The sequence below is a fragment of the Vitreimonas flagellata genome (assembly GCF_004634425.1).
Taxonomy (GTDB): domain Bacteria; phylum Pseudomonadota; class Alphaproteobacteria; order Caulobacterales; family Aquidulcibacteraceae; genus Vitreimonas; species Vitreimonas flagellata.
Map to the genome: position 1 here is coordinate 294,577 of NZ_SBJL01000004.1, position 25,381 is coordinate 319,957.

Below are 25,381 nucleotides of genomic sequence, written 5' to 3' on the forward strand. Positions count from 1 at the left end.
GCTGCGCCGTGACCGGCGTCTATGGCGAAGTTTTCACAATTGGTTGCGCGGGCGGGGGATCGCGCCAGGCGCATTCTGGGCCGCCCGGATCGAAGGGCTTGTCCGGCGCGTGTTCGAGTTCGCGCTCCACATAATGCTTGATGCGCCGCGTGATCGAGACGCCGTCACCCACCGCTTGCTCGGCGGGGATGAGTGGGCCGAAGGTGAGCTTGTACGTTTTGCCCTGCTTGTTGAGCAGCTCGTGAAACAGCGTGATGTCGCGCAGTTCGGCCGAGAATTTCGAGAAGGTGTGAAACCAAAACGAGTAGGGCCCACTCATGTGCACGGGCAGGATCGGCAGCTCATATTTGCGCGCGAGGCTGATCGCGGTCGGCATCCATTCCGGATCGGTGAGCTTGCCGTCGTCGCGAATGCGCGCGAGTCGCCCTGCCGGGAAGATCGCCAGCGGACGATTTTGCGCGAACGCTTCATCCGTCATCTTCAGCGTCACGCGCGTACGTTCACGTGTGCGCTTGGCCAGCACCCATTCGACCGGGATCAGCACGTCATCGAAACGCGGACACACGCGCTGCGCATCCGAGTTCGCGTAGAACATCACATCCGGCCGGGGGCCCTTGAGTGCATCGTAAAGCGCAATGCCGTCTGTGATGCCCGTCGGGTGATTGGCCAGCACGATGAACGCGCCATCGCGCGGTACGCGTTCCAAGCCGCTGACATCAAGCTTCACCGACAAGAGCTGGGAGATCGATTCCAACGCCTCCGCCCCGGCCATTGGCGCGATCATGTCGGCCATGCGCACGGCTTTTTGGTAGTTCAGGATCGTGAACAGTGGCGGGCGCACGACCGGCCAGATCGGCCCTGACGAAAGCTTCGGCGCACGCTCTTCAATCAGCACGTCGACGATATGCTTGGCGGGCGCGACTGCGCGCGCCGGCTGGGTCGTTATCGTGGCGTCTATCTGCGTCATCGGGCTCCGCCCCCAGCGCTCGTTTCCGAGTCGGCGCTGCTACCGGCAGGGAAGCATGCGGCGCGGGCGGCGAAAAGAGCCGTCCAGCACTTGCGTTGGCCCGCCTGGGCCGGTTCTAAAGCGGCTGCCGCCGCCGGAGTACTGAGTCTCGATGTCATCGCCGCTTGCCGCGTACCGCCGGCGCCTCGAAGCGGGCGATCTCGTGCCCGATCCGGACCAGGCCCGCGCCGCCGAGCGTCTGGACGCGCTGGCCGAGGCGCTGAAGCGCTGGAATCCGGACGCCTGGTTCAGCAAGGGCGCTGCCCCGCGTGGGCTGTATCTTTGGGGCCCGGTCGGGCGCGGCAAGTCGCTGTTGCTCGATCTTTTCTTCGAAACGGCGCCGGTGAAGAAGAAGCGGCGCGTGCACTTCCATGAATTCATGCTCGACCAGCACGCCGCGATGCGCGACGCGCGTGCGGCCGGCGCGGGCCAAGATCAATTGATCGCGCAGGCGGCCAAACGCGTCTCCGATAGCGCGCAGCTTTTGTGCTTCGATGAAGTGCAAGTCACCGACATTGCCGACGCCATGATCTTGGGCCGCTTGTTCGAGCGCTTGTTCGAAAGCGGCGTCACTATCGTCGCCACCTCGAACCGGCCGCCGGATGAGCTCTACAAGAACGGCCTCAATCGCCAGCTCTTCTTGCCGTTCATTGAGCAATTGAAGCAGAAGCTCGACGTGATCTCCGTCGCCGGGCCGCGCGACTATCGGCTTGAGCGCTTAATGGCGGCGCCCGTCTATTACGCGCCGCTTGGACCGGCTGCCGAAGAATCCATGGATCGCGCGTGGGAGCGTTTAACGCTGGGTGCGGCGCCGCAATCGGTGATGCTCGATGTCGGCGGGCGCGCGCTGAAGGTGGAGCGCGAGGCGGCCGGCGTGGCGCGCTTCACCTTTGAAGAACTCTGCGCGCGGCCGTTGGGTGCGGCGGACTATCTAGAAATCGCCGAGCGCTTCCACACCGTGCTGCTGGAGAACATCCCAAAGCTCTCGCCCTCAATGCGCGAAGAAGCGGCGCGCTTTCGCACGTTGATCGATGCGCTCTATGAAGCAAAAGTGAAGCTCGTGGCCTCCGCGGACGCGCCGCCGCAAACGTTGTACCCGGCGGGCGATCAGAGCTTCGAGTTCGAACGCACCGCCTCGCGCCTAATGGAAATGCGCAGCGAAAGCTACCTCGCGCTGCCGCGTCGCGATGCGGAATGGAAAAGCGGGATCGTGGATTAGTTTCTGGCGCCAAGTCCGAAAGCGGCGCGCTCCGAAATGGAATCCGTGACCTTCTCCCACGCGGTAGGAGGATGTCATGAATTTGCGTGTGAGCGGAATTCCAACGGCGGAATTTGATCAACTTCGTAACGACGGCTTTGATGCGAACGGACAAGCGCCCCTAGCGCGCGTCGCTGAGGGCGCAGCCAATCCGTGCCGGCACTGCCTCCAGCTCATTACGCCGGGCGCCGACAAGCTGGTGCTCAATTGTCGTCCCTTTCCCTGTGCGCAGCCTTATGCGGAGACCGGCCCCATCTTTCTGCACAACGAAACATGCGTGCGGTTCGAAGGCGCGGGCTTGCCGGCATGGTTCCACTTTCTCGATCCTGCGGCGGTTCGCGGATACGATGCTGACGATTGGATTCGCTACGAAACCGGACAGATCGTGCGCGGCGGCGATCTGAAGGACGTATGCGAGTCGATCTTGAGCGACCCATCGGTCGCGTACGTGCACATCAGGTCGAAGTTCGGTTGCTTCCAATACCGTGTTGATCGCGCCTCAGCGGCCAGTTAGGCGAATTCCAATCCGCGCGGCTTGCGGCGCGCCGTAAAGTGTGACGCCGTCCGCCGTCGCTCCGGTTTCGATTTCGGCATCGAGCGCGTTGTCGAGCGCGATGAAGGCGCTCGCGTGGGGCGTGATGTCTTGCTCGAAGCGTAGATCAAGCGTCAGCGCTTCGCCGAGGCGGCGTGTGTTCAGATCATCATCGAAGCGGGCGCTTTCGTAGCGCGCGTCGGCGCTAAACTCACCGCTCGCCCAGGGGCGCCACGCGAGGCCTGTTGTGGCGCTCCATTTCGGCGCTTGCGCGGGGCGGAGGCCGGTGAGTTGTGGCGCATCATCGCCGCCGTTGACCTCGGCGTCCGTGTAAGAGAGCGCGGCGCGCCAGGAGAGCACATCGCTTAGCGCGCCGCGCGCGTCGGCTTCGACGCCGAATGCATTGATGTGGCCAGTGTTTTGGCGCTGCCGATATACGCCCCCCGCGGGCACGAACACACCGGGCGGAAATGTGCCGGGGCCGACGCCGAGCGTGACATTGGTGATTGGATCGACCAGGCGCACAGCGAACACGCCTACGCTCCACGCGACATCGCCATTGTCATCGCCGAACGTGGCGTCGAGGCCATAGAGATGTTCCGGCTCCAGCGACGTGTTCGATTCCGTGATGTCATTTCCAACGCGGAAGGGGCGGTGGAGCTCGTTGAGCGTCGGTGGGCGAAAGCCGGCGTATGCGGCGGCGCGGGCGTAGTGCGCGCCGAAATCGTGGCGCACGCCAACGCGCGCATTGGGCGCCCAGATTTCTTGATCTTCGGCTTCGACATCGAGCGTCGGCGCACCCGTGGAGATCAAACGCTCAAGCCGTTGACCTTCGCTCGCCTGCCACCAATCCAGTCGAACGCCGCCTGAGACGAGCGTGTCGCCATAGCTGCGCCAGCCCTCGGCATACGCGCCAGCGCTCAGAGTTTCGCCGCCGGCGATGCGAGAGCGCAGGAACGTGCCGCCGCTATAATTAAAACGCTCGCGCGTTTCGCCATCGGCGGCGCGCACGTCGAAGCCGATTTCGGCATTGCTCCAGCGCAGCGCCGCGTTCGCGCCCCAGCCAAACGCAGGCGTTTCGTCTTGCACGGAAGCCGGGGTTGTTGCGTTGCGGCCAGGCGCCACGCTGACGAAGCTGTTGCTCATGTCGCTCTCGCGCGCCCACGCTTGCAGGCGCCATCCCGGCGCATCGGCGCTTGGTTGGGCGACAAGCGTGAGGCTGGCGGCGAGTCCATCGGCTGTTGAGTTTGCGCCGACCAAGCCGGAGCTGCGTTCTTCACCGTAAGCGGAAAGGCGTGCGGAGATGAGCGCATTGTCCTGCATGCGCTGCACCCGCACAGCGCCGCTCATGGCGTCGCGTGCGAGCGGCGTATCGGCGGCGCCGCGGCCTTCGCGTGTGGGAATCCAGCCGTCGTCATGCTCAACGCTTGCGGCGAGGAGCGCGTTGAACGCATCGCCATTGGCGACGCCTACGCCGCCGGTGCGCGTGTAATCGCGGTCGCCATGTTCGGCGCGGAGCGAGAAGCCTTGTGAACTGCGTTCGTCCAGCGCGACGACGCCGGTCAACGCGCCCGCGCCATAAGGCCCAGCGCCGGCGCCACGAATGATGTTGGCGCGCTCGATTAATTCGGGTGGCAAACCGCCCCAAATCACCCAGCCGCCAAACGGATCGTGCTGTGGCACGCCATCGAGCGTGACAAGCGCGCGGCCCGCGCCAGAGGGGCCAATTGCGCGCAGCGACAAGCCCTGCACTGTAGGGTTCGCCGCGCCGCTATCGTTGCGGCGAAAGAGATTGGCCGCCGGCGCGACCGCGAGCGCGCGATCCAAACGCACGGCATCCTCCACCGCACGGGGATCGATCGGCAGCGTCGAATACACTTGCTCACCCGCCGCTTCCGGTAAGCGCGGTGCGGTGACGACGATGATCTCTTCGCTTGCGGCGTCCATCAACGCCGCCGGCGTGGCGTGCCGAGTATGCCGCGCATGAGTTCGCGGACGAGTGTGTTCATCATGCCGCTGGCGACGCGGCCGGTTTGGCGCTCGACGGCGGTGGTGCGCGAGCCGGAGCTGCGTGTGGATTTGGCGCGTGACGTGCCGCTGCTGGAGCGGGAGCCTGTGCTGCGCGAGGCGCGCGCGGCTTCTTTCTCGCGCGCCTCACGTTCTTCTTCGCGCGCTGTGGCTTCGGCGGCTTGTTGGGCGCGGCGGCCAAGGATTTCGTGCGCGCTTTCGCGGTCGACCGCTGTTTCGTAGGCGCGGCCGGCCGTGTTGGCGCGCATCATGGCTTGGCGTTCGGCTAGCAAGATCGGGCCGACATGGGAATTCGGCGGGCGGATTTTCGTGCGCGCGACGGGCGTTGGCGCACCTTTTTCGTCGAGCGTCGAGACCAACGCTTCGCCGACGTTCAATTCCTGAATTTCTTTCGCGACATCGACGTTTTCATTCGCGCGGAAGCTCTGCGCTGCCGCGCGCAGGGCTTTCTGGTCGCTTGGCGTGTATGCGCGCAGCGCGTGCTGGAAGCGGTTGCCGAGTTGGGAGAGTACGATCTCCGGCACGTCGGCCGGCGATTGCGTGACAAAATAGATGCCGACACCCTTGGAGCGGATCAAGCGCACGACTTGCTCGACGCGATTGACCAATTCCTTCGGTGCATCGCGGAAGAGTAGGTGCGCTTCGTCAAAGAAGAAGACGAGCTTCGGCTTATCCTGATCGCCGACTTCCGGCAGCTCTTCCCAAAGCTCGCTCATCAGCCAGAGCAGGAACGCGGAATAGAGACGCGGGCTCTGCACCAGGCGCTCGGAGGCGAGGATGTTGATCGTGCCTTTGCCGTCTTCGCGCGTGCGCAGCAGCTCTTCGAGCTTGAACGCGGGCTCGCCGAAGAAATGGTCGGCGCCGTCCATCTCAAGCTGCAACAATTTGCGCTGGAGGGCGGCGATCGATTGCGGGGTGACGAGGCCGTATTGCTTGCCGATCTCGTCCGCGTTTTCCGAGAGATACGTGAGCAGCGCCCGCAGATCGTTGAGATCGAGCAGCAGGCCCTCGTTCTTGCCGGCCTTGATCCAATCGTCGGCGATACGAAAGGCGATGGTCAGCGCGCCGGCTTGCGCGTCGGTCGCCTCCAACACGCGGCCCATCAGCACCGGGCCCATTTCCGTCACCGTGGTGCGGACGGGGTGGCCGAGTTCGCCATAGACGTCCCAGAACACCGCCGGCATCGCTTCGGGCGTCAGCGGCAGATTGATTTCCGCGGCGCGTGCTGTGGCCCACGCCGGGGCCGGATCGCCATTCGCGGCGCAGCCGGAAAGGTCGCCCTTGATGTCGGCGGCGAGGACGTTGACGCCCTCGCGCGCGAACGCCTCGGCCAACACCTGCAACGTAACGGTCTTGCCGGTTCCCGTGGCGCCGGCAATCAGGCCGTGGCGGTTGGCGCGCTTCAGAGCCATGCTCTGCACCCCCTCGGGGGACGCGCCGATCTCGATGTTTGCCGCCATTCGTCGGGCTCCTTGCTTCGCGCAACAGCTTGGCGCATCGGGTGTTTATGGCGCAAGCCGGGCAGGAGAGGCAGATGGATTTGTCGCAACGGGGCGCGCTGTGGATAATTGCGGCGGGCGTCATGGCTGCCGGCCTCTACTTTCTGCGCGAGCCGCTCTCCCAGTTCGCAATGGCGCTCATCCTCTGGCTCGCGATCGACGGACTGGCCGAGACCTTGGACAAGCGCATCCCGTTTACGCCGCGCTGGGTCGCGCTGCCGGCAGCGATCATCATCGTGCTGGGCATCATCGCCTTCGTTGGCGTTGTCGTGGTCAACAATGTTGCGGCCATCCTGGCCGATCAAACGCGCTACGAATTCCGGCTCAACCAGGTGCTCAGCCAAGCACATGAAGCGCTCGGCGTGCCGGGGCGTTCGCCGACGGTGCGCGATTTGATCGCCAATCTCGATCCGGCGCGGCTCGCGGGCGAGATCGGCGAGAGCCTGCAGAACCTCGTCTCCAGCACGATCTTCACGCTGATCTTCCTGGCCTTCCTGTTTCCAGCCGCGGGCGTTATGTCAGACAAGCTCGATCTGATCTTCCGTGGCAAAGGGAAGCGCGAGGCGGCGCGTGACGTGATCGCGCGCATTCGCCTTTCAATGGAGCGCTATCTTTGGGTTCAGACAGTGATGAGCCTGATCATCACCGGACTCACGTTCACGACGCTGACCATCATTGGTCTTGAGAACGCGCTGTTTTGGTCGTTCCTGATATTCTTTCTCAACTACATTCCAACCATCGGCTCAATCGCCGCTGTTGTCCTGACGACAGCCGTCGCGCTTGTACAATTTCCCACACTCGGACCTGTAGTCGCGGTTTTTGCCGGGGTTAGCGTTTGGCAATTCGTCATCGGCAATTTCATTCAGCCGCGCATGACGGGAGAGTCATTAAATCTTTCTGCAGTCGTCGTTCTGCTTGCACTGGCGATTTGGGGCTTGGTGTGGGGCATCGTTGGCGCGTTTCTCGCAGCGCCGCTCACGGTGATGTTGATGATTGTATTGGCGCAATTTCCAACGACGAAATGGATCGCCATTCTGCTGTCCGCAGACGGAAAACCGACACCCGACGCAGAGATGCCAAGAAGCGCCGAGTCCGGATCAAATTGATCTTGCGAATCGGCGGCAAGCATGTATCGATTTTGTTACGAACGTCGCCGGGGCTTGGGACGTTTCTAGCTACTAACGACACTTGCACCGGCGCGCGCTCGAACGTCATTCGACGTATCGATCCGTAATGCGTGGGCTCAAGCGGGGGGCTTCATTCACGCGGACCGTGACCGTCCACAGGACCAGGCCTCCGCGTGCGTCCCCCACCCAGCCTGCTGCGAGGCCTGCAGGCGCCGTCGGACAGCTTGTCCCCGTCCGACGGCGCCGCCAATTTTCGAAATCGCGCTGATGTGATCCGGCCATGCGCTAGCGCAGGCCGCTTGGCCGACTTTGCGGTCGAAGATTGGCCGTACCGCTGTTGCGCCTGCCGCTGGGGAGGCTAGGTTCGCGCCAAAATCTAACGCGTGCTTCGCGCCTGTTCGAATTGCGGCGCGAACCGCTCTCAGGAAACGCTTCATGGACGCCGCTGCGCGTGCGGAACTTCCGCAAACCGCCGACCAATTCATTTCAACCGCAACCCAGGGCCCTTGGCCGGCCTTTCGTGTCAACGGTGTCATTGATCCGGCCGCCGAAGCTTTCCTCCGTGGGCTCTATGATGACGCCTCCGCCGACGAATTGGGCGATCTGACGCTCGCCGATCTCGCAGCTCTGGCGCACGAATTCTGGCTTTGGCGTGGTGAGCGGACGCCGGAGCAGCAATCGACACGCATTCGCCCCGGCATCGGCGCCGGCGGTCGCGCGCTCGATCGCGATATTCTCGAGATCGTCGGCCCGGACATGCCGTTCCTCGTTGACTCGGTGATGGGCGAATTGGCCGACCAAGGCATCGCCGCCCTCGCCATGTTCCACCCCTTAGCGCCGGCGCCGAGCGGGCAGGGCCGTGAGTCACTCATTCAAGTGCACCTGCCGCGCCTCTCACCGCAGCGCGCGAAGGCGCTGCATGACGGGGTGCGCGCCTCGTTGGGCGACGTGCGCGCGGCGGTGAAAGATTTCCAAGGCATGCGCCAGCGTATGCTGGAATGCGCGGAGGAACTTGAAGGCGCGCGAACCAATGCGCCGGCTGAAGAGGTCGCGGAATCGGTGGCTCTGTTGCGCTGGCTCGCGGCCGACAAATTCACCTTCCTCGGGTCTCGAGATTATAAATATCAGCGTCTGCCGGACGGCAGCTACAAGGCCGATGAGCCGGAAATCCTTTCTGCGACGTGCCTCGGCGTGCTGCGCGATCTTGAGCTTTATGTGCTGCGCAGCTCCGCCGAGCCGATGATGCTGACGCCGGAATTGCGCCGGCTGATGGATGAGCCCACGCCGCTTGTCGTGTCGAAATCCACGATCCGCGCGCGCGTGCACCGCCGCACCACCGCCGATTTCGTGAGCGTGAAGCGCTACAACGACAAGGGCGAGGCGATTGGCGAAGTGCGCTTCGTGGGCCTCTTCACCAGCGAGAGCTTCACCGAGCCGACGCGCAATATTCCGATCCTGCGCCGCAAGGCTGAATGGGTGATGGAGCAGGCAGGTTTCGCGGCCGGCGGTCACAATTCGAAGACACTGCGCAAGATCATCGAATATTATCCGCGCGAAGAGCTCTGGCAGATGTCGCGCGAGGATCTGCTCGCCATCTCGCGTGGCATTCTGCATTTGCTCGATCGCCCGCGCGCCCGCGTGTTCACCCGCCGCGATCGCTTCAACCGCTTCGCCACGGCGCTCGCTTACATTCCAAAAGATCGCTTCAATTCCGAACTGCGCGAGCGTGTCGGCGAGGCGATCGCGCGGCGCTATGGCGGCGTGGTCGAAAGTTTCCAGCCGCAACTCGGCGAAGGCCAACTCGCGCGCGTGCTGTTCGTGATTGGCGACATCGACAAGACGCGCGCCGATCCGGATGCCCAGGCGCTCGATGTCGAGGTGGCGGCGCTCACACACACCTGGGACGATGCGTTCAACGACGCGCTGTTGCGCACAGACTTGTTCAGCGCCGCCGCGCGCGAGCAAGTCGAGAGCCGCTTCGATGGCGCGTTCACGGCGGCCTACCGCGAGCGTTATCCGGTCAACGAGGCTTTGATCGACACGGCGCAGATTTTGACGGCGGGCGATGACGAGATCATCCGCGCGCGCGCCTATCGCCTTGCCGACGACGCCGAAAACACGATGCGCTGCAAATTCTATGCGCGCGGCGATGTGTTGGCGCTTTCGGCCACGGTGCCGATCCTTGAGAACATGGGCCTCTTCGTCGACTCGGAAGTGAATTTCGAGCTGCAGCTGAAGGCCGATGCGCTGCATCCAGGCCAACGCATCCATGTGCACGACATCGAAACGCGCTCCGCCGATGGCAAGCCGATCGATCTCGCCCGCGCCGGCAAGCAATTCGAAGAAGCCTTCGCTGCTATCTGGACGGGTAAGGCCGAGAATGACGGCTTCAACCGTCTGATCCTGGCGCTGCCGTGCTCATGGCGCGAAGCGGCGCTCGTGCGGGCTTTGGCGCGCTATCGCCAACAAACCGGCCTTGATCCGACGCAAGCGGTACAAGAGCAGGCGCTCGCCAACAACACGAAGATCGCAGCGCTTATCCTCGCGTTCTTCAAAGCGCGCTTCGATCCGAATTTGCCGGAGACGATGGAGACGCGCGAGTCACGCAGCTCGAAACTCGAATTCCTGATCGAAGCGGCGCTGAACGAAGTCGTCAGCTTGGATGAGGATCGTGCGCTGCGCCGTATAGCGCAGCTCGTGAAAGCGACCCGCCGCACGAATTATTATCAACCGGGCGCCGATGGGCAGCCGAAGGCGTATATGTCGTTCAAGATCGACAGCCACGCCGTTGCCGAATTGCCGGCGCCGAAACCGTACCGAGAAATCTGGGTCGCCAGCCCGCAGGTCGAAGGTGTGCATCTGCGCTTCGGCCCAGTGGCGCGCGGCGGCTTGCGCTGGTCCGATCGCCGCGACGATTTCCGCACCGAAGTGCTCGATCTCGTCAAAGCGCAGCAAGTGAAGAACGCCATCATCGTGCCGGTCGGCGCGAAGGGCGGCTTCTTCCCGAAGCGCCTGCCCGCACGCGGCGCGCCTGGCTTTCAAGAGGCGGGCGTCGAAGCCTACAAGACGTTCCTGCGCGGCTTGCTTGACATCACCGACAACATTGTCGGCGAAGGCGTGAAGGCGCCGGAAAAAGTGGTGCGCTGGGATAGCGATGACGCTTACCTCGTCGTCGCCGCCGACAAAGGCACCGCGACCTTCTCCGACATCGCCAACGGTGTTAGCGCCGAATACGGCCATTGGCTGGGCGACGCGTTCGCGTCGGGCGGCTCGGTTGGCTACGACCACAAAGCGATGGGCATCACCGCCAAGGGCGCGTGGGAAGCGGTGAAGCGTCACTTCCGCGAAATCGGCAAGGACATCCACACGCAAGAATTCACCGTCATCGGCGTCGGCGACATGTCGGGCGACGTGTTCGGCAACGGCATGTTGCTGTCGCGCAAGATCAAATTGCTCGCCGCGTTCGATCACCGCGATATCTTCATAGATCCGAATCCGGCCGATGTTGAAGCGACGTGGGTGGAGCGCAAGCGCCTGTTCGATACGCCGCGCACGTCCTGGCAGGATTATAACAAGGCGCTGATTTCCAAGGGCGGCGGCGTGTTCTCGCGCAGCCTGAAGGCGATCGACATTTCGCCCGAGATCGCCGCGCTCACAGGCATCGATAAGCCGTCCGTGACGCCCACGGAATTGATGCACGCGCTGTTGCTCAGCCAATGCGAGCTGCTCTGGTTCGGCGGCATCGGTAATTACATCAAGGCGCGCAGCGAAGGTCATGCCGAGGTCGGCGACAAAGCCAATGACGCGATCCGTGTCGATGGCGAAGATGTGCGCGCGCAGGTGATCGGCGAAGGCGCGAACCTTGGCGTCACGCAGAAGGGCCGCATCGCGTTCGCACGCAATGGGGGGCGCATCAACACGGACGCGATCGACAATAGCGCCGGCGTCGATACGTCGGATCACGAGGTCAACATCAAGATCCTCTTGGGCGATGCGATCCGCAGTGGCGCGCTGAAAGCCGATGCACGTGACAAATTGCTTGAATCGATGACCGACGAAGTCGGTGCGCTGGTGCTGGAAGACAATTACAACCAAACCGGCGCCATCAGCATCGCGCAAACCAGCGCCGCGGCCGATCTCGATAGCCACGAGCGCTTCATTCAGCGCCTAGAGGCCGCAGGCAAACTCTCGCGCCGCGTCGAGGGTTTGCCGCTGACGGCTGACATCGCCTCGCTTCGCGCCGCCAAGCAGGGGCTGACACGCCCCGAACTCGCGAAGCTGGTCGCCTATGCCAAGATCGATCTATTCGATGCGATCGTGGCGTCTGACGCGCCGAACGATCCGGCGTTCAGGGAGCCGCTCAAAGCGTACTTCCCGAAAGAACTCTGGAGGTTCGAGCCGCAAATGCAGACACACCGTCTGCGACGCGAAATCATCGCTACCAAATGGGCCGATGACGTCGTCAACCGCGCCGGGCCGTCCTTCGTGGATCGCATTCGCGATATTTCGCGCGCCGACGCTGTCACGGTGGCGCGCGCGTTTGAAGCCACGCGCCGCATCTTCGATCTCGAACCCTTGGTCGATCGCATCAACGCGCTGGACAACAAGGCGCCGGCTGCCGCGCAAATCGCGTTGCACCAACGTGTTGGTGGCGCACTTCGCCGTGGCACGATCTATCTGGCCCGCAATGGCGGCTTCGATCGCGACAATCCGCCGTCGATCCTCGACGTGGTGAAGCTCTATCGCGAGCCGGTCGAAGCGCAGCGCAAGACGTTGCTCGATGACCTTTCCGCGATCGAACAGCAGCGCGTCGATACGCGTCGCAAGAGCCTGCTCGATCTCGGCGCACCGGCTGATCTGGCGGAGGAGGCTGCACTTCTTTCGCCGCTCACGCTCTCGCTCGACGTGGCCGATCTGGCGCGGCGGGCGTCTTGGCCGATCCATCCGGCGTCGACGTTGCATTGCGTGATCGGCGCCGAGCTTGGCCTCGACGCGCTGCGAGATGCGGCGATGAACATGCGCCTCGATCAGCACTGGGATCGATTGGTGGTGCGTCGCGCCGCTGACGATTTCGGCGAGATGCAGTTGAAGCTGGCTGAAGCCGCCGCGAAGGCGATCGGTGCGCCCAAGCAAGCGGATGCTGCGTCGGTGGCGCAGGCGGCTAAGCAATGGCTGGGCTCGCTTGGTCAGCCGGCGATGCGTGCGCATGCGGCGTTTGCCGAGCTGAACGCGCAAGGGCCGTGGACGTTTGCGAAGCTGATGCTGATCTCAGCCGAGTTCAACGCACTCACAAGCGCGGTACGCTAAAACATCGGACGGCCGACTTCCAGCCGGCATCTTTGTTCAATCCAGCGCCGTTGGTGCACGTTGAAACGGAGTGCCGGCTGGAAGCCGGCGGTCCGAAGCGCTACATCGCTGCGATCATATCGCGGATCATGGTGTGCTCGCGCGCGGTTGCAGCGGGATTGTAGCGCACGCGCGGGTCGCTGGCTTGCGGGTCTTCGAAGGCGTGCGTGGCGCCTTCGAAGAGGACCAGATCAAGCGAAGGGCTGCGCAGGCGCTGCCGCTCCAGTGCGCTGCGCGTTTGGCCGACGATATAATCGTGCTGCGCAATGATCGCCGTGCTGCGCGGCGCAAGCCGCCACTCGCGACGTCCGGCGAACGAGCCGATGCCTGTGTAGGGATAAACGATCAGCGCGGCGCTCAAGCCTTCAAGCGGTTCATCGGGCAGATCTTCTAGCCCCGTTGCGCGTTGCATCTCAGCGCCGGAGCGCAGCGCAAGCGCATCCATGATGGTCCAGGCGCCGTGGCTCCAGCCGATCGCGGAGAGGCGCGTGCGATCCGCCCAGCTTTGCTGACGCGCCCAGGCCATCGCCGCGTAAAGATCGCCGGCGCGTTCGCGGCCTTGCAGCCGTGCACCGGTGCAGACGGTCGCTAGCGCAGAAACACGGCTGATGCGGCGCGGCCGATATGAATCGACATTGATCACGGCAGCACCCGCCCGCATTGCGGCCTCGGCGGTGTGATCCAGAAACGGACGCGGCCCGCCGCAGCCATGCAGCATGATCAGAACCGGAAACGGGCCGTCGCCCTCGGGCCGGGTCACGCTGAAATGCGGCGCCAGCAGCTCAACGCGATCCTGCAATGTCTCGGCGGCGGCCGGCATGCTTGCACCCATCAGCGCCCATATCAGCGCGATGATGCCCAAACTCATACGGCGCAAACAAGGCCGCATGCGCGTCAGTGCCGGAAATGGCGCATGCCGGTGAAGGCCATCGCGATCTCGGCTTCGTCGGCGGCCTTGATCACTTCGTCGTCGCGGATCGAACCGCCCGGCTGGATCACCGCCGTCGAGCCCGCTTGCACGGCTTGCAGCAAGCCGTCGGGGAAGGGGAAGAATGCGTCGGACGCGCAGACCGAACCGATCGTCTTCGGTTCGCGCCAGCCATTGGCGTGGGCGACATCCTCTGCCTTCAAGCGCGCCACGCGCGCGGAATCCACGCGGCTCATTTGGCCCGCGCCGACGCCGACAGTGGCGGCGTCCTTCACATAGATGATCGCGTTCGACTTCACGTGCTTGGCCACCTTGAACGCGAAGATCATGTCGCGCACTTGGGCGTCAGTCGGCTGCTTCTTCGTGACGAATTTAAGGTCGGCGGCTTTGATTCGGCCATTGTCGCGGTTTTGTGCAAGGAAGCCACCAGCGATGGTCTTGATCGACAAGCCCGGTGTGGCCGGATCAGGCAGACCGCCGGTGACGAGCAAGCGAAGGTTCTTCTTCTTCGCGAACACCGCGACCGCATCTTCATCCGCTTCCGGCGCGATCACGACTTCGGTGAAGATATCGGCGATCGCTTCCGCAGCCGCTTTGTCCAAGCGGCGGTTGAGCGCGACGATGCCGCCGAACGCCGACGTGGAATCGCATTCCAGCGCGCGCTGATATGCTTCGAGCAGACTGCCGCCCGTCGCCACGCCGCATGGATTGGCGTGCTTGATGATGGCGACAGCGGCACTTTCGCTGGGATCAAACTCGGAAACCAATTCGAACGCAGCGTCGGTGTCGTTGAGGTTATTGTAGCTGAGTTCTTTGCCTTGCAGCTGCTTGGCCGTGGCGACGCCGAAGCGTTGCTCGGCCGTTGTGTAGAACGCCGCATGCTGGTGCGGGTTTTCGCCATAGCGCAAGGTTTGCTTCAGCTTGCCGCCGAGCGAGCGCCAAATGGGCGTGGTCTCGCCAAGCTGATCCGCATACCAAGACGAAATCGCCGCGTCATACGCGCCGGTGCGAGAGAAGGCTTTCGCCGCGAGCTTCTTGCGCAGCGCGAGCGTGGTGCCGCCATGCGTTTTCGCTTCTTCGAGGATCGCGGCCATGTCGTCCGCATCGGTGGCGACGGCGATGAAGCCGTAATTCTTTGCGGCGGCTCGGATCATCGCTGGGCCGCCAATGTCGATGTTCTCAATGCAGGTGTCGAAATCGGCGCCGCGCGCGACCGTCTCTTCAAACGGATAGAGGTTCACGTAGAGCACGTCGAACGCTTCGATGCCGTGCTCTTTCATGGCGCCGGCGTGCTCGGCATTGTCGCGCAGCGCCAGCAAGCCGCCATGCACTTTCGGGTGCAGCGTCTTCACCCTGCCATCCATCATTTCCGGAAAACCGGTGACAGCGCTGACGTCATCGACCCTCAGCCCCGCATCGGCGATCGCCTTCTTGGTGCCGCCGGTGGAGATGAGCGCTGCGCCCAGGCCCGAGAGCGCCTTGGCGTGATCGATCAGGCCAGTCTTGTCCGACACCGAAATAAGGGCGCGCTTGATGGGGAGAATGTTGGTCATGGTGGGACCTTTCGGCCGTTAATGTGACGAATTTGTTGGGCTGTGCATGGCCTCGACTCGCCGTGTGGTCAATGCGACGGGCTGCCGGTCTGGCGCGCGATTTCATAAGGGCGACGCTTCGGGGTGTGCTAGAGGCGCGCCCAGGGAGACGCGACATGCCGCAGGCCAATAAAGCCGCACGTTTTTGGGACCGCATTGCGCGCAAATACGCCAAGGATCCGATCGCGGATATGGCGGGCTATGAGCGGACACTTGAGGAGACGCGCCGCTATCTGAAGCCGAGCGATTCCGCGTTTGAATTTGGCTGCGGCACGGGCACCACCGCGCTCAGGCTCGCGCCCTCTGTTGGCCACCTGACGGCGACCGACATCTCCAGCGAGATGATCTCCATTGCGCGCGCGAAGGCGGCGACGGAGGGCGTGGCGAACGTCTCGTTTGAAGTCGCCACGCCGGACGCCTCGAAATTTCCCGAAGCGGCGTTTGATGTCGGGCTCGGCTTCAATGTGCTCCACCTCGTAGCTGCGCGGGACGCTGCCTTGCGCGGCGTGCATCGTCTGCTCAAGCCAAGGGGCTTGCTTATCTCCAAGACGCCGTGCCTTGCGGAGATGAATCCCGCTATCCGTTTGCTGGTGCCGCTTATGCAAGCTTTCGGCAAAGCGCCCTATGTGGCGTTCTTCTCCGCCGACGAATTGGAGCGCGCAATCAGTGATGCGGGCTTTGAGATCATCGAGCGCGCACGGCATGGCACGAAAGGCAAGGACGTGCGGCCGTTCATCGTCGCGCGGAAGATGTGACTACGCCCGCGCCAGCGCCCAGCGGATACGGTTGGGTGGGGCGAGGCCGTGGCCCATGGGGTCTGCTGCGCCGGTGAGCACGATTTGCGTGCTCTCGCGCGGGGCGGGGCCGCCCCAATAGATGGATGGTTCGATGCTGATTTCCGGCGCGTCGGTGCGCAGGCGCCAGCGTTGGCCGTTCCGCGTTTCCAGCAGCGCCATTTGGTGTTCGACCAGTTTGGCGCGCACGTCCGGGTGCAGATGGAAGCGCGCGACGTAGGGAATATCCTTCTTCCAGGTCGGACCCTTGAGCTTCACCGGGCGGATCATTTCGTCGATGCCGCGCAGGTTTTTGCCGTCGTGGTCGATGAAGAGATAGCGCCGATGCAGCAGGCCAAATTTGTCGCGATAGCCGTCATGACGGCCCTGCACGGTGATGCCGCTCTCGTCGGACGAGCGGCGCACGTCATCGAGCGTGGGGCCGGAGATCCGCGAGGGGCCCTTGCCGCGGCGTGGTTCTTCGAGTGCTGCGGAAAGCGAATCTGCGAGCACGAGTGTGGAGTGCGCGTTGGTAACGCGCGCGGCCATGCGCGCGGCCGGCTCCAATTCGCGCGTCGCGCCGACATTGACGATGATCCGCTCGTTCTCGCTCGAAAGCTCAAACGAAAGTGCGCTAGCATGCGCACGCTCGGAATACGCGAGCGGCGGCGCCGTGCCGACATCGAAGATCACGCGCAATGGCCCGGCTTCGAGGCGCTGATAGCCGGTATGCGTCGCGAACTGAAAATTGCGCGGCTCTCCGCCTACGCGCGCGAGCACGGCGTCAACCGAAGCAGCGGAATCTTCCGAGCCGCCGTGGAAGCACGCGAGCCCGCCATCGCCCAAGCGCAACATGCGCAGCATGTTGGCGAGCTTCGGCATCGTGTCGCGCACGAGCTGCGGCGGGTCTTCCAGCATCTCGCACGCCGTGACCATGTCGCAAAGCGCATCGGCCAAGGCTTCGGGCGAGCGCGAGAGGTGACCGCCATCGGAGAAGAATTGCTTGGCGCACGCCTCAATCAGCATTTCCTCGCCTTGCTCGGCGAGGCGGATCGCATCGGGAAAACCAGCGGCGCCGGCGAGGATCAGCGCAGCGCCAGCTTTGATTGAACCCAGATGGCGCTCGTTCAATTCGCTTTGCGCCAGCATCAGCATGCGCGCTTGCCGCGCAGCGGAGCGCATCAGCGCAGCGCGTTGCTCCGGCGCGCCCATCTCAAACGCAGGCCGGCCCCAACAGAGCCACGCAAACAAGCGCTCGGCGGTAAGCTCAGGATCCCAAGCGAGTTCGTCCCATTCGCCGAAATCCGCGATCCAGGAATCGATGAGATCCGCGATGCGTCCATTCGCGGAGGCGCCGATGGACGCCAGATCGATCAGCCACGAAAACGAATGCAGCCGCGCTGTGAAATGTCGTGACGGATGCGGCGCGCGCCACGGCAGGGCGTGTTCGCCAGCCATGCGTTCAGCGGCGATGCGCCATTGGCCGCGACCAAGTTCGCGTCCGCGTTCGGCATCGCCCACGCGCGGATCGTCGCCCCATTGATTGATGCGGTCGGGCGCATTGATGTCGCCCAAGCGCATGCGGTGAAACGGGTTCGCGCGCCAGATGTCGCTCACCGGGATCGGCCTCACCGGCCGGCGGGGAGGGGAAACCGGAGCGTTCATGGCGCTCAGGCCGGCGCTCTCAAGCGCGCGATGTTGTCAGCGTAAGCGCTCGGATCGCCGCCATAAACAGCGGTGCCCGCGACAAGCGCTGTGGCGCCAGCGGCGATCACGCGCGGCGCGGTCTTGGCGTTCACGCCGCCGTCGACTTCGAGAATGATGTCGCGACCGGTGGCGTCGATCTTCTTTCGCAGTTTCTCGATCTTCGGCAGCGCGGTTTCGATAAAGCTCTGCCCGCCGAAGCCAGGGTTCACGCTCATCACCAGCACCAGGTCGATAAGATCAATCACCGGATCGATGCCTTCCGTCGGCGTGCCCGGATTGAGCGAGATGCCCGCCTTCGCGCCCGTCGCCTTGATAGCTTGCAGCGTGCGGTGCACGTGCGGGCCGGCTTCGGGATGCACGGTGATGATGTCGGCCCCCGCGTCGCGGAACGCTTGGATGTAGGGATCGACCGGCGCGATCATCAAATGCACGTCGAACGGCAGTTTCGAGTTTGGGCGGATCGATTTCACCACGCTTGGGCCAATCGATATGTTCGGTACGAAGTGGCCGTCCATCACGTCGACATGGATCATGTCGGCGCCGGCGGCCTCCGCCGCGCGAACTTCCTCGCCCAATTTGGAAAAATCCGCTGCAAGGATCGAAGGTGCAATGAGCGTGCGCGTCATGATGTGTCGTACCCCGCGCCGGCGCCTGGGCGCAAGGCGAGCTGGTTCCCTTGTGGATTAAGTGCGTAGCAAACGGGCGGCGTAGAAGCCGTCGAGGCCGCCAAGCTCGGGCCAAAAGCCCGGATGCGTGCGCATGTCGCCGTCGGCGGTGATGAATTCGGCGGGAATTTCGCTGGTCAGTGCGTTGCGGCGCCAGCCATTGCGTAGCGCTTCCGCAACGATTCCAGGGCCTTCCTCCGGCTCCAGCGAGCAGACGGCGTAGAGCAGCGGCGCGCCGGGCTTCAACAGCTTGGCGCTGGCGGCCACAAGCTTCGCCTGTAGCTCCGCCAAAGCGCGCACGTCGGTGGGCCGGCGCAGCCAGGCGACATCTGGGTGCCGGCGGAGCGTGCCGGTGGACGTGCAGGGCGCGTCGAGCAGCACAGCGTCGAACGGCTCGGCGCGGAATTCGAGCGCGTCGGCGCAGATCACCTCGGCTTTGAGCTTGGTGCGCGCCAGATTTTCGCGCAGGCGCTTCAAGCGCGCCTCTGACTTATCCACCGCGGTCACGTGAGCGCCAGCGGCCGCCAGCTGCAGCGTCTTGCCACCGGGCGCGGCGCAGAGATCGAGCACGCGTTTGCCGCGCACATCGCCCAGCAGCTTCGCAGGCAGCGCCGCCGCCGCATCCTGCACCCACCACGCGCCCTCATCAAAGCCGGGCAGGGTGTCGATCGGCGCGGGATCAGTGAGCCGCACGGTGCCCGTTGGCGTCAGCACGCCGCCGAGCTTCCCGGCCCAGCCTGCTGCGTCTTCCCTCACGCTGATGTCGAGCGGCGCTTCGCGCGCGAGCACTTGCGCGATACGCGGCGCCGCTTCGCCATAGGTCGCGCGCCAGCGTGTATAGAGCCAGGCCGGCAGATCGGCGCCCGGCGGCAGCGACGCGAGAATCTCGGCGCCATTGCCGGCGACCTTGCGCAGCACAGCGTTCATCAGTTTCGCAAAGCCGCGCGCCTCGCGCATGTGGTTCGCTGTCTCCACCGTCTCGCCGACCGCGGCGTGCGCGGGCGTGCCGAGGACGAGCAATTGCGTGGCGCCCAGATGCAGCAGCGCGCGCGCGTGCTCGGCGCTATCGGGCAGCGGCCGTTGCAGGAATTCCGAGAGCACAGTGTCGACGCTGCCAAGGCGGCGCAGGCCCGCCGTCACGAGCGCGCGCGCAAAGGCGCGATCACGGCCTTCGAGTGCATTGAAGCTTGGCGTCTCAGCCATCGCGTCTTCAAGCGCGCGGCCGCGATCCATCACGGCGACGAGCAAGTCAGTGGCGGCGCGGCGGGCGCTCAAGGTGTGGGCGCGTTCGTGTATTGCACGTCCACACGCGCGCTGCGGAATTCAGTGAGGCGGATCACGGAGCGGCGCGGCCAGGGCGTGGCGATGCGCACGACCGGCGCGAAGGACGTGTCGGGCATCAAAGCGAACCAAACCTCGCCATGCGGAATACGGGTGCGACCAGCATCGCGGGGCTCATACCCGGCCACGGCGATGTAGGCGAGGGAGCATTTCAGCACATCGCCCTGGTAGCCCGCGTCATCGAAGCGATCGATCTCACCGCCGGCCAGTTCCAGCAGATAGTGGAAGCGGCCGTCGAACGTGGGGTAGGCGCCGGTGCAGCGCCGGGTTTGGCCGACATCGATCGACATCGCCACCATCGAAGAAAGCGGATCGCGCGAGAGGCGGCGTTGCTCGTCATTCGTCGCCGGCTGGCCCCAGAGCCGATAGTTCGGAGTGATCTCCGCGATCACCGCGCCGCCATCGCCAACCTGCATGCCGATCTGCCTGCGCTTTTGGCTGTAATGATGATCCAGATCATAGCGCCGCCAGAACACCGCGCCGTTGCGGATGTCGCCCGATGCAGAAGCTTCAATCGCCGTGCGCTCGAACACATTGATGAAGCCACTCGATTGCATGGAGGCGGCGACATCGTAGCCATCCTCGCGCACATCGGCGTCTACTGTAATGCCGCCTAGCGGCACCACACCAAGTCCAACGCCCTCGTAGCGCAACACAAAGCGCTCAGCCGCCGCGGGCGTTGCGAACATGAACAATGCGGCAAGGGCAGAGAGGATGAGACGCATGCGCCGACCTTAGTGGGGGAGCGCTGCGAGTCCATCACCGGCTGGCAGATCAGGCGCTAATCAGGCCCTGCATGGCGCGCGCGGCTGCACTATCGGGGAAGGCGTCGCGTTCGAGTGCGGTGCTCGCCACGCGCAGATGGTCGGCGAGCACGCCTTTGAACACGGCGCGCAGATCCGTGGTTGGGCGGAGATCGCGCTCTTCATAGAGTGCGCCGCGCGAAAGCCCCGGCCAATCGGCCAGCACACGCCCGCCGCGCACGGCGCCACCGGCAAGAAACGCCGCGGCGCCCGTGCCGTGATCGGTGCCATTGGCGCCGTTGGGTGCAGCGGTGCGGCCGAATTCGGTGGCGATGATCACCATGGTGTTCGCCCACGCTGGGCCCATTTCGGTTTTGAAGGCGTCGAGGCCGTCGTCGAGCGAGGTGAGGCCGCGGGCGAGTGGCCCTTGCTCCAAGCCTTGGTTCGCATGCGTATCCCAACCGCCGACATCCATGACGGCCGCGATTGGGCCGTTCTCATCTTTCAGGAAGCGCGCCGCGATCTGCGCGAGCGGCGTGATGGCGCGTGGGCCGACACGGTTCATGTCGCCTGCGCCGGATTCCATCGCCACGGCGTTCGCGCTCATGGCGGATTCGAGCGCGTTGGCGAGCGCGGGATCGCGCGCTTCGTAGAGCGCCAGCATGCGCGCCATAGTGTCGGTGTTCACGTCGGGCAGTGTGGAGGGTGACCAGGTGGAAACCGGCGTCGGCCCGCGCAGGATCAAGGGCGCTTGCGCCGAAAGCGCCATGCCCATTTCTGGACGCGAGCGGGGCAGTGCGCCGAGCGCCTTGTTGAGCCAGCCTTCCGTGCGCGCGAACGGGCGCACGCCGCCGGTTTCCAACACATTCTGCGCATCGAAATGCGAACGCTCGCGATAGGCGGTGGCGCAAGCATGGATCGGCAGCAACTCGCCGGCGCGATAGAGCGCGTGCATTTTGCTGAGATTGGGATGCAGCGCGAACGTGCTGTCGAGCGGCAGCGCCGCACTGCGCGCGATCGCTAGGCGACCGCGCAAGCCTGCATAAGCGGGATCGCCAATCGGCGCGATGGCCGAGAGCCCGTCGAGCCCGCCGCGCAGCACGACGACCAACAGGCGCTTGTCTGTCGCTTGCGCTTGGCCAAAAGCGAACGCGGGGAAGGAGAGTGCGCCGGCGCCGGCGGCGCCAGCCAGAAGCGTGCGACGGTTCAGCATGCTCATCTCCGTTGCATTTCCGGCGCGCCGAACAGAAGCGCCAAGCCTTGCGCCGGGCTTTCGGCGCGCATGATGGCGGTGCGAGTCTCGTCGCTCATCGCCGGCCCAAGGCAGGCGTCGCCGAGGTCGATTGGGTTCACGTCCGCCCGCGCGATCCGCGTGGAGAACGCTTGCGCAAATTCGAGGCGCTTCCAGACGAGGTCGGCGGTGAGCCAGGCGTCGGCGCTATCGGCCCAACCATCCGGCCCGGGCGCTGAATAGGGGCGTTGGCCCATGGCCGCGAGCGCAGCGATGCCGGCGCCCGGCGGCAATTCGCGCGCGTTGACGGCGCGCAGCAGGGTGATCGCGTATTCTTCCGGCCGCTTGAATTTCGCGAGCGGCGTGTCCCAAGCCTCGGAGCTATCGACCAACTCTTCCATGGTCTCGCGCAGATCGCCGTCGCTTTGCTGAAACGTGCGCGCCACACGCGCGACTGCCGCTTCGGGCGGCGTATCGGCGATGTAATGGCGGCAGAGTTTCGTGGCGATGAAGTGCGCGGTGGCGGGGTGGCGCGCCAGATCGTTCAACGCCGCTTCGCCTTGCGCCACGCCTTCCTGCGCGTAGGTGCGGCCTAGCAATGTCTTCGGCCCAGGTTCGTGCGCGTCGGCGTCAAACTCGAAGAGTTGCGCGCCGTTTCGCTCGCCTTGTGCGTCGCTCACGTAATCACGCAGCCGCGCGCGTTCGTACGTCCAGCCGGTGATGATGGCGGCGAGCGCCTGTACGTCCGCTTGGCCGTAGCCGCCATTGACGCCGAGCGTGTGCAATTCAAGGATTTCGCGAGCGAGGTTTTCGTTGATCCCGGTCGGTCTGCCGCCGCCGGGGAGTCGTCGCGCGCGACGCGGATTTTGCGCAGCGCGGCTGTTCGGGCCGATTGAGAGCCAATTGTCGAGATAGACAATCATGCCGGGATGTTTGCTCGACGCGCGCAGCATGTCAGCAAACTTGCCGCTCACGTGCGGGCGGATCGCGTCCTTCTCGAACGAGGGCGGCAAAGCGATCGCGGCGGGCTTCGCCGTCGAGACCGTGAAATGGTTCGACCAGAAATGCACCAGCCGCTCGTGCACGGGGCGCTCGCTGGTGATTGCGGCTTCGAGCCGTGCCGCGACAGCGCGGGTAGCGCGTTCGCGAAAATTCTCGACGAAATCCTCTTCGACCGAAAGTCGGCGCAATTCTTCTTGCGTCACGCCCTGGCGCTCGGCGCGCTCTTCAATGCGCGCGGCGTTGCCGCCGTTGAGCCGGCGGCGCGCGAGCCAGCGGCCAAACGCAAGCAGATCGTCCTCCGCCGGCGGCAGCGCCGCGATTTGCGCCGGCAACGACGTGGGCTGGCTCAATTGGCTCTTCACCCAGCCGCGCGGGTCGCCCGCGATGGCGCGCAATTCGCCGGGGCGTGGGCCGAAGCCGAAGCGGTGCGCGGCGATGACCGCGAGATTGAGATCGGGCATAGGCGCCTCTCCGATCTCAGTCTAACGCAAAACCCGCCCGCATCCGTCGCAAAGAAAAAGGGGAGCCGTTGGGCTCCCCTTTGGAACTTCGAATGTCGCGCCGGCTCAGAGCGGGCGGACGTTGATCTCCATGTTTTCGAGCGGCAGCTCGACCATCATGCCGACGCGTGCGGATTGCACGTCGTCAAAGCCCGTGGCGCGGGCTTCGGCCACTTGCATCTGCGCCGCGATCGGTGTGTCGGCGCCGGTGAGTACGACCATGCCGGTGTTGGAGGCGCTGGCTTGCGCTGCGATCTGTGCCGCAGTGGCCGGGCCGTTCATCGTCGCGTGGCGCTCGCTGGTGGCATTTTGCAGCACGACGTCGGCGTCGCGCGCGGCGGCCGCACCGGCCACCTGGCCGTCACCGCCGACCACGATCGAACGACCGCGATAATCGAAGCGATAGGCGACGCGGCCGCTGAACGCGTCCTCTTGCGTCGTGAAGGCGGAGACGACCAAGCCGTCAGCCTCGAACACGATCACTGAGCGACCTGGCTCCGGCGACGGGCCCCAGGCTTGCAGGCCGCTGCTGGCGCCATCGAAGCCGCCAGCTTGATTCAAGCCGTCGACCAGGCGTTGCGTTTCGGCTGGGCCGTAGACCGGCAGCACCGCGCCGCCATTGCGCGAGGCTGCGTTGTAGACGGCGGCCAAATCCGCGACTTGGGGCATGTCAGCGTCTGTTAGCAGCACTGCGCCCAAACGATCCATCGGGATGTTGCGGCGGCTCAGCGAGGACGCAGCGCCCGTGCCGGCGTCGACGATGAAGAGACGGCCCGCAGCCACAACCGCCAAGCAGGGCTTTTGCTCGACCGATGTCGGGTCGCCGCAGACGATGGCGCGTAGCGCTGTCGTGTCGAAGAGATTTTCGTTCGCTGTAGCCTGCTGCTCCTCATAGGCAGCGTAGGCGCGCGCGATGGCTTCCTGACCCTCAGGCGTTTGCGAGCCGACAATCCAGCCGCCCCAAAACAAACCCGAAAGCGTCACGAAGATCGCAGATGATTTGCCGATCGCGTTCATGATTTCCGACCCCGTTCAAACGCGCGCCGCGGCGCGTTGACGTTAACCCCATCCAGCGTCACTAACCCAAAGTATGAGTCGCGCAAACTCGGTTAAGGAGTGGTTTCCACAGCTATGTGCTGCGTGCTCACAAGCGCCGAAACGAATGCAAAAAACATGAGAAAATCATCATATTGGTTAACGCGCTCGGATTATGGCGTTCGGCCTAAATGGTTAACGCGATGAAGCGCGTTTTGGTGTTCGACTCTGGCGTCGGCGGGCTCTCCGTGCTCGACGCGATCGCGGCGTCGGGCCATGCGCTCGAATTGGACTACGTCGCCGACAATGCGTGGCTGCCCTACGGGCTAAAGTCCGACGCCGAATTGCGCGCGCGCGTGCCGGCTTTGCTGACGCGGATGGTGGAGCAATGGGCGCCGGAGCTTGTGGTTGTGGCGTGCAACACGGCCTCCACCATTGTGCTCGATGCCGTGCGCAGCGCGCTGGCGATCCCGGTGGTGGGTGTCGTCCCGCCGATCAAGCCCGCGGCCGCGCTCACCCGCACGGGCGTCATCGGCTTGCTCGCAACGCCGGCCACGGTTCGCCGCGCCTATACCAACGACCTCATCACCCAATTCGCGCCCGATAAGAGGGTGGTGCGGTTCGGCTCGTCAGCGCTCGTGGAAGCGGCCGAGAGCAAATTGCGCGGCGAGCCTTCGGGCGAAGCTGCGATCACAGAGGCGATGGAAGGGCTGTTTGGCGCGCCGGGCGGTGGTGAGATCGATGTCGTCGCACTTGCCTGCACGCACTTTCCGCTCCTGGCGCAGGAGCTTGCCGCCGCAGCGCCGCGGTCGTGCGTCTGGCTCGACAGCGGCGAAGCGATCGCGCGCCGCGTCGCCAATGTCCTGATCTCCAGTCCCGGACAAGCGCGCACGCATCGCGCCGCGTTCACGGACGCCGCCGCCGCGAGCGAATTGTTCCCGGCATTCCAAGCACGCGGCTTTACCGCTGCCGCCGCGGTTTCCGGCGCGCCGCATTTCGACGTGCAGCTGCTTTCCGATTTTGCATCGGTCTGAAATGCGTGTCGTTTCAGCGACTGTTGCGCGACCT

At 64.5% G+C, this 25,381-nt stretch carries 18 protein-coding genes; 6 read left to right on the top strand and 12 right to left on the bottom strand.

From position 1 onward, the window contains the following. Positions 1 to 19: 19 nt before the first annotated feature. Positions 20 to 967 (bottom strand): GNAT family N-acetyltransferase, encoded by a 948-nt coding sequence (locus EPJ54_RS17265; protein WP_135212997.1) that lies wholly within the window; start codon positions 965 to 967, stop codon positions 20 to 22. Between the two features lie 151 nt (positions 968 to 1,118). On the opposite strand from EPJ54_RS17265, the gene zapE reads away from it, so the two are divergent. After that, the gene (gene zapE, locus EPJ54_RS17270) at positions 1,119 to 2,225 is read left to right on the top strand and encodes a cell division protein ZapE (protein WP_135212998.1); all 1,107 of its coding nucleotides are present in this window, start codon (positions 1,119 to 1,121) and stop codon (positions 2,223 to 2,225) included. A gap of 76 nt (positions 2,226 to 2,301) precedes the next feature. After that, positions 2,302 to 2,778, top strand: coding sequence for a DUF1203 domain-containing protein (locus EPJ54_RS17275; protein WP_135212999.1), 477 nt, complete (start codon positions 2,302 to 2,304; stop codon positions 2,776 to 2,778). Here EPJ54_RS17275 and EPJ54_RS17280 read toward each other — a convergent pair. Both EPJ54_RS17280 and EPJ54_RS17285 read right to left on the bottom strand, forming a co-directional pair. Next, the gene (locus EPJ54_RS17280; protein ID WP_135213000.1) at positions 2,764 to 4,743 is read right to left on the bottom strand and encodes a TonB-dependent receptor; all 1,980 of its coding nucleotides are present in this window, start codon (positions 4,741 to 4,743) and stop codon (positions 2,764 to 2,766) included. The genes EPJ54_RS17275 and EPJ54_RS17280 overlap by 15 nt on opposite strands. Continuing rightward, entirely contained in the window at positions 4,743 to 6,284 is a 1,542-nt protein-coding gene (locus EPJ54_RS17285; protein WP_135213001.1) for a helicase HerA-like domain-containing protein, read from the bottom strand. Before EPJ54_RS17285 ends, EPJ54_RS17280 begins: the two co-directional genes overlap by 1 nt. Positions 6,285 to 6,358: 74 nt before the next feature. On the opposite strand from EPJ54_RS17285, the gene EPJ54_RS17290 reads away from it, so the two are divergent. Together EPJ54_RS17290 and EPJ54_RS17295 are read left to right on the top strand one after the other, a co-directional pair. Then, entirely contained in the window at positions 6,359 to 7,429 is a 1,071-nt protein-coding gene (locus EPJ54_RS17290; RefSeq protein ID WP_167755809.1) for an AI-2E family transporter, read from the top strand. Positions 7,430 to 7,885: 456 nt separating this feature from the next. Beyond that, positions 7,886 to 12,757: an NAD-glutamate dehydrogenase gene (locus EPJ54_RS17295; RefSeq protein ID WP_135213003.1), complete on the top strand. Its 4,872-nt coding sequence runs from the start codon at positions 7,886 to 7,888 to the stop codon at positions 12,755 to 12,757. Between the two features lie 100 nt (positions 12,758 to 12,857). Here the strand turns inward: EPJ54_RS17295 and EPJ54_RS17300 are convergent, their stop codons facing one another. Beyond that, positions 12,858 to 13,664 (bottom strand): dienelactone hydrolase family protein, encoded by an 807-nt coding sequence (locus tag EPJ54_RS17300; protein WP_135213004.1) that lies wholly within the window; start codon positions 13,662 to 13,664, stop codon positions 12,858 to 12,860. A gap of 26 nt (positions 13,665 to 13,690) precedes the next feature. Beyond that, the gene (gene purH, locus EPJ54_RS17305; RefSeq protein ID WP_135213005.1) at positions 13,691 to 15,277 is read right to left on the bottom strand and encodes a bifunctional phosphoribosylaminoimidazolecarboxamide formyltransferase/IMP cyclohydrolase; all 1,587 of its coding nucleotides are present in this window, start codon (positions 15,275 to 15,277) and stop codon (positions 13,691 to 13,693) included. Positions 15,278 to 15,432: 155 nt separating this feature from the next. Between purH and EPJ54_RS17310 the strand changes: the two genes are divergently transcribed. Then, positions 15,433 to 16,071 carry a class I SAM-dependent methyltransferase gene (locus EPJ54_RS17310; RefSeq protein ID WP_135213006.1) on the top strand — a complete coding sequence of 213 codons (639 nt, stop codon included), beginning with the start codon at positions 15,433 to 15,435 and terminating at the stop codon, positions 16,069 to 16,071. Here the strand turns inward: EPJ54_RS17310 and EPJ54_RS17315 are convergent, their stop codons facing one another. The 7 genes from EPJ54_RS17315 to EPJ54_RS17345 all read right to left on the bottom strand — a co-directional run bounded on the left by EPJ54_RS17315 (position 16,072) and on the right by EPJ54_RS17345 (position 24,295). Next, positions 16,072 to 17,706, bottom strand: a complete 1,635-nt coding sequence (locus EPJ54_RS17315) for a heparinase II/III family protein (protein WP_167755810.1) — start codon at positions 17,704 to 17,706, stop codon at positions 16,072 to 16,074. It abuts the gene before it with no gap. Between the two features lie 53 nt (positions 17,707 to 17,759). Further along, entirely contained in the window at positions 17,760 to 18,422 is a 663-nt protein-coding gene (rpe, locus tag EPJ54_RS17320) for a ribulose-phosphate 3-epimerase (RefSeq protein WP_135213008.1), read from the bottom strand. Positions 18,423 to 18,479: 57 nt separating this feature from the next. Further along, on the bottom strand, positions 18,480 to 19,736 hold the full coding sequence (locus EPJ54_RS17325; protein WP_239591001.1) for an RsmB/NOP family class I SAM-dependent RNA methyltransferase: 1,257 nt from the start codon (positions 19,734 to 19,736) through the stop codon (positions 18,480 to 18,482). Further along, complete coding sequence (locus EPJ54_RS17330) at positions 19,733 to 20,527, bottom strand: DUF3108 domain-containing protein (RefSeq protein WP_135213009.1); 795 nt, start codon at positions 20,525 to 20,527, stop codon at positions 19,733 to 19,735. The genes EPJ54_RS17325 and EPJ54_RS17330 overlap by 4 nt, the downstream gene beginning before the upstream one ends. 49 nt (positions 20,528 to 20,576) lie before the next feature. Continuing rightward, entirely contained in the window at positions 20,577 to 21,758 is a 1,182-nt protein-coding gene (locus tag EPJ54_RS17335) for a DUF1501 domain-containing protein (RefSeq protein WP_239591002.1), read from the bottom strand. A gap of 2 nt (positions 21,759 to 21,760) precedes the next feature. Continuing rightward, positions 21,761 to 23,239, bottom strand: a complete 1,479-nt coding sequence (locus tag EPJ54_RS17340) for a DUF1800 domain-containing protein (RefSeq protein WP_135213011.1) — start codon at positions 23,237 to 23,239, stop codon at positions 21,761 to 21,763. Positions 23,240 to 23,344: 105 nt separating this feature from the next. Further along, positions 23,345 to 24,295 carry an MBL fold metallo-hydrolase gene (locus EPJ54_RS17345; RefSeq protein WP_135213012.1) on the bottom strand — a complete coding sequence of 317 codons (951 nt, stop codon included), beginning with the start codon at positions 24,293 to 24,295 and terminating at the stop codon, positions 23,345 to 23,347. A gap of 221 nt (positions 24,296 to 24,516) precedes the next feature. Here EPJ54_RS17345 and murI point away from each other — a divergent pair, with 221 nt between their 5' ends. Next, a complete protein-coding gene (gene murI / locus EPJ54_RS17350; RefSeq protein ID WP_135213013.1) occupies positions 24,517 to 25,347 on the top strand; it encodes a glutamate racemase in 831 nt (276 codons plus the stop codon). The last annotated feature ends 34 nt before the right edge of the window (positions 25,348 to 25,381 follow it).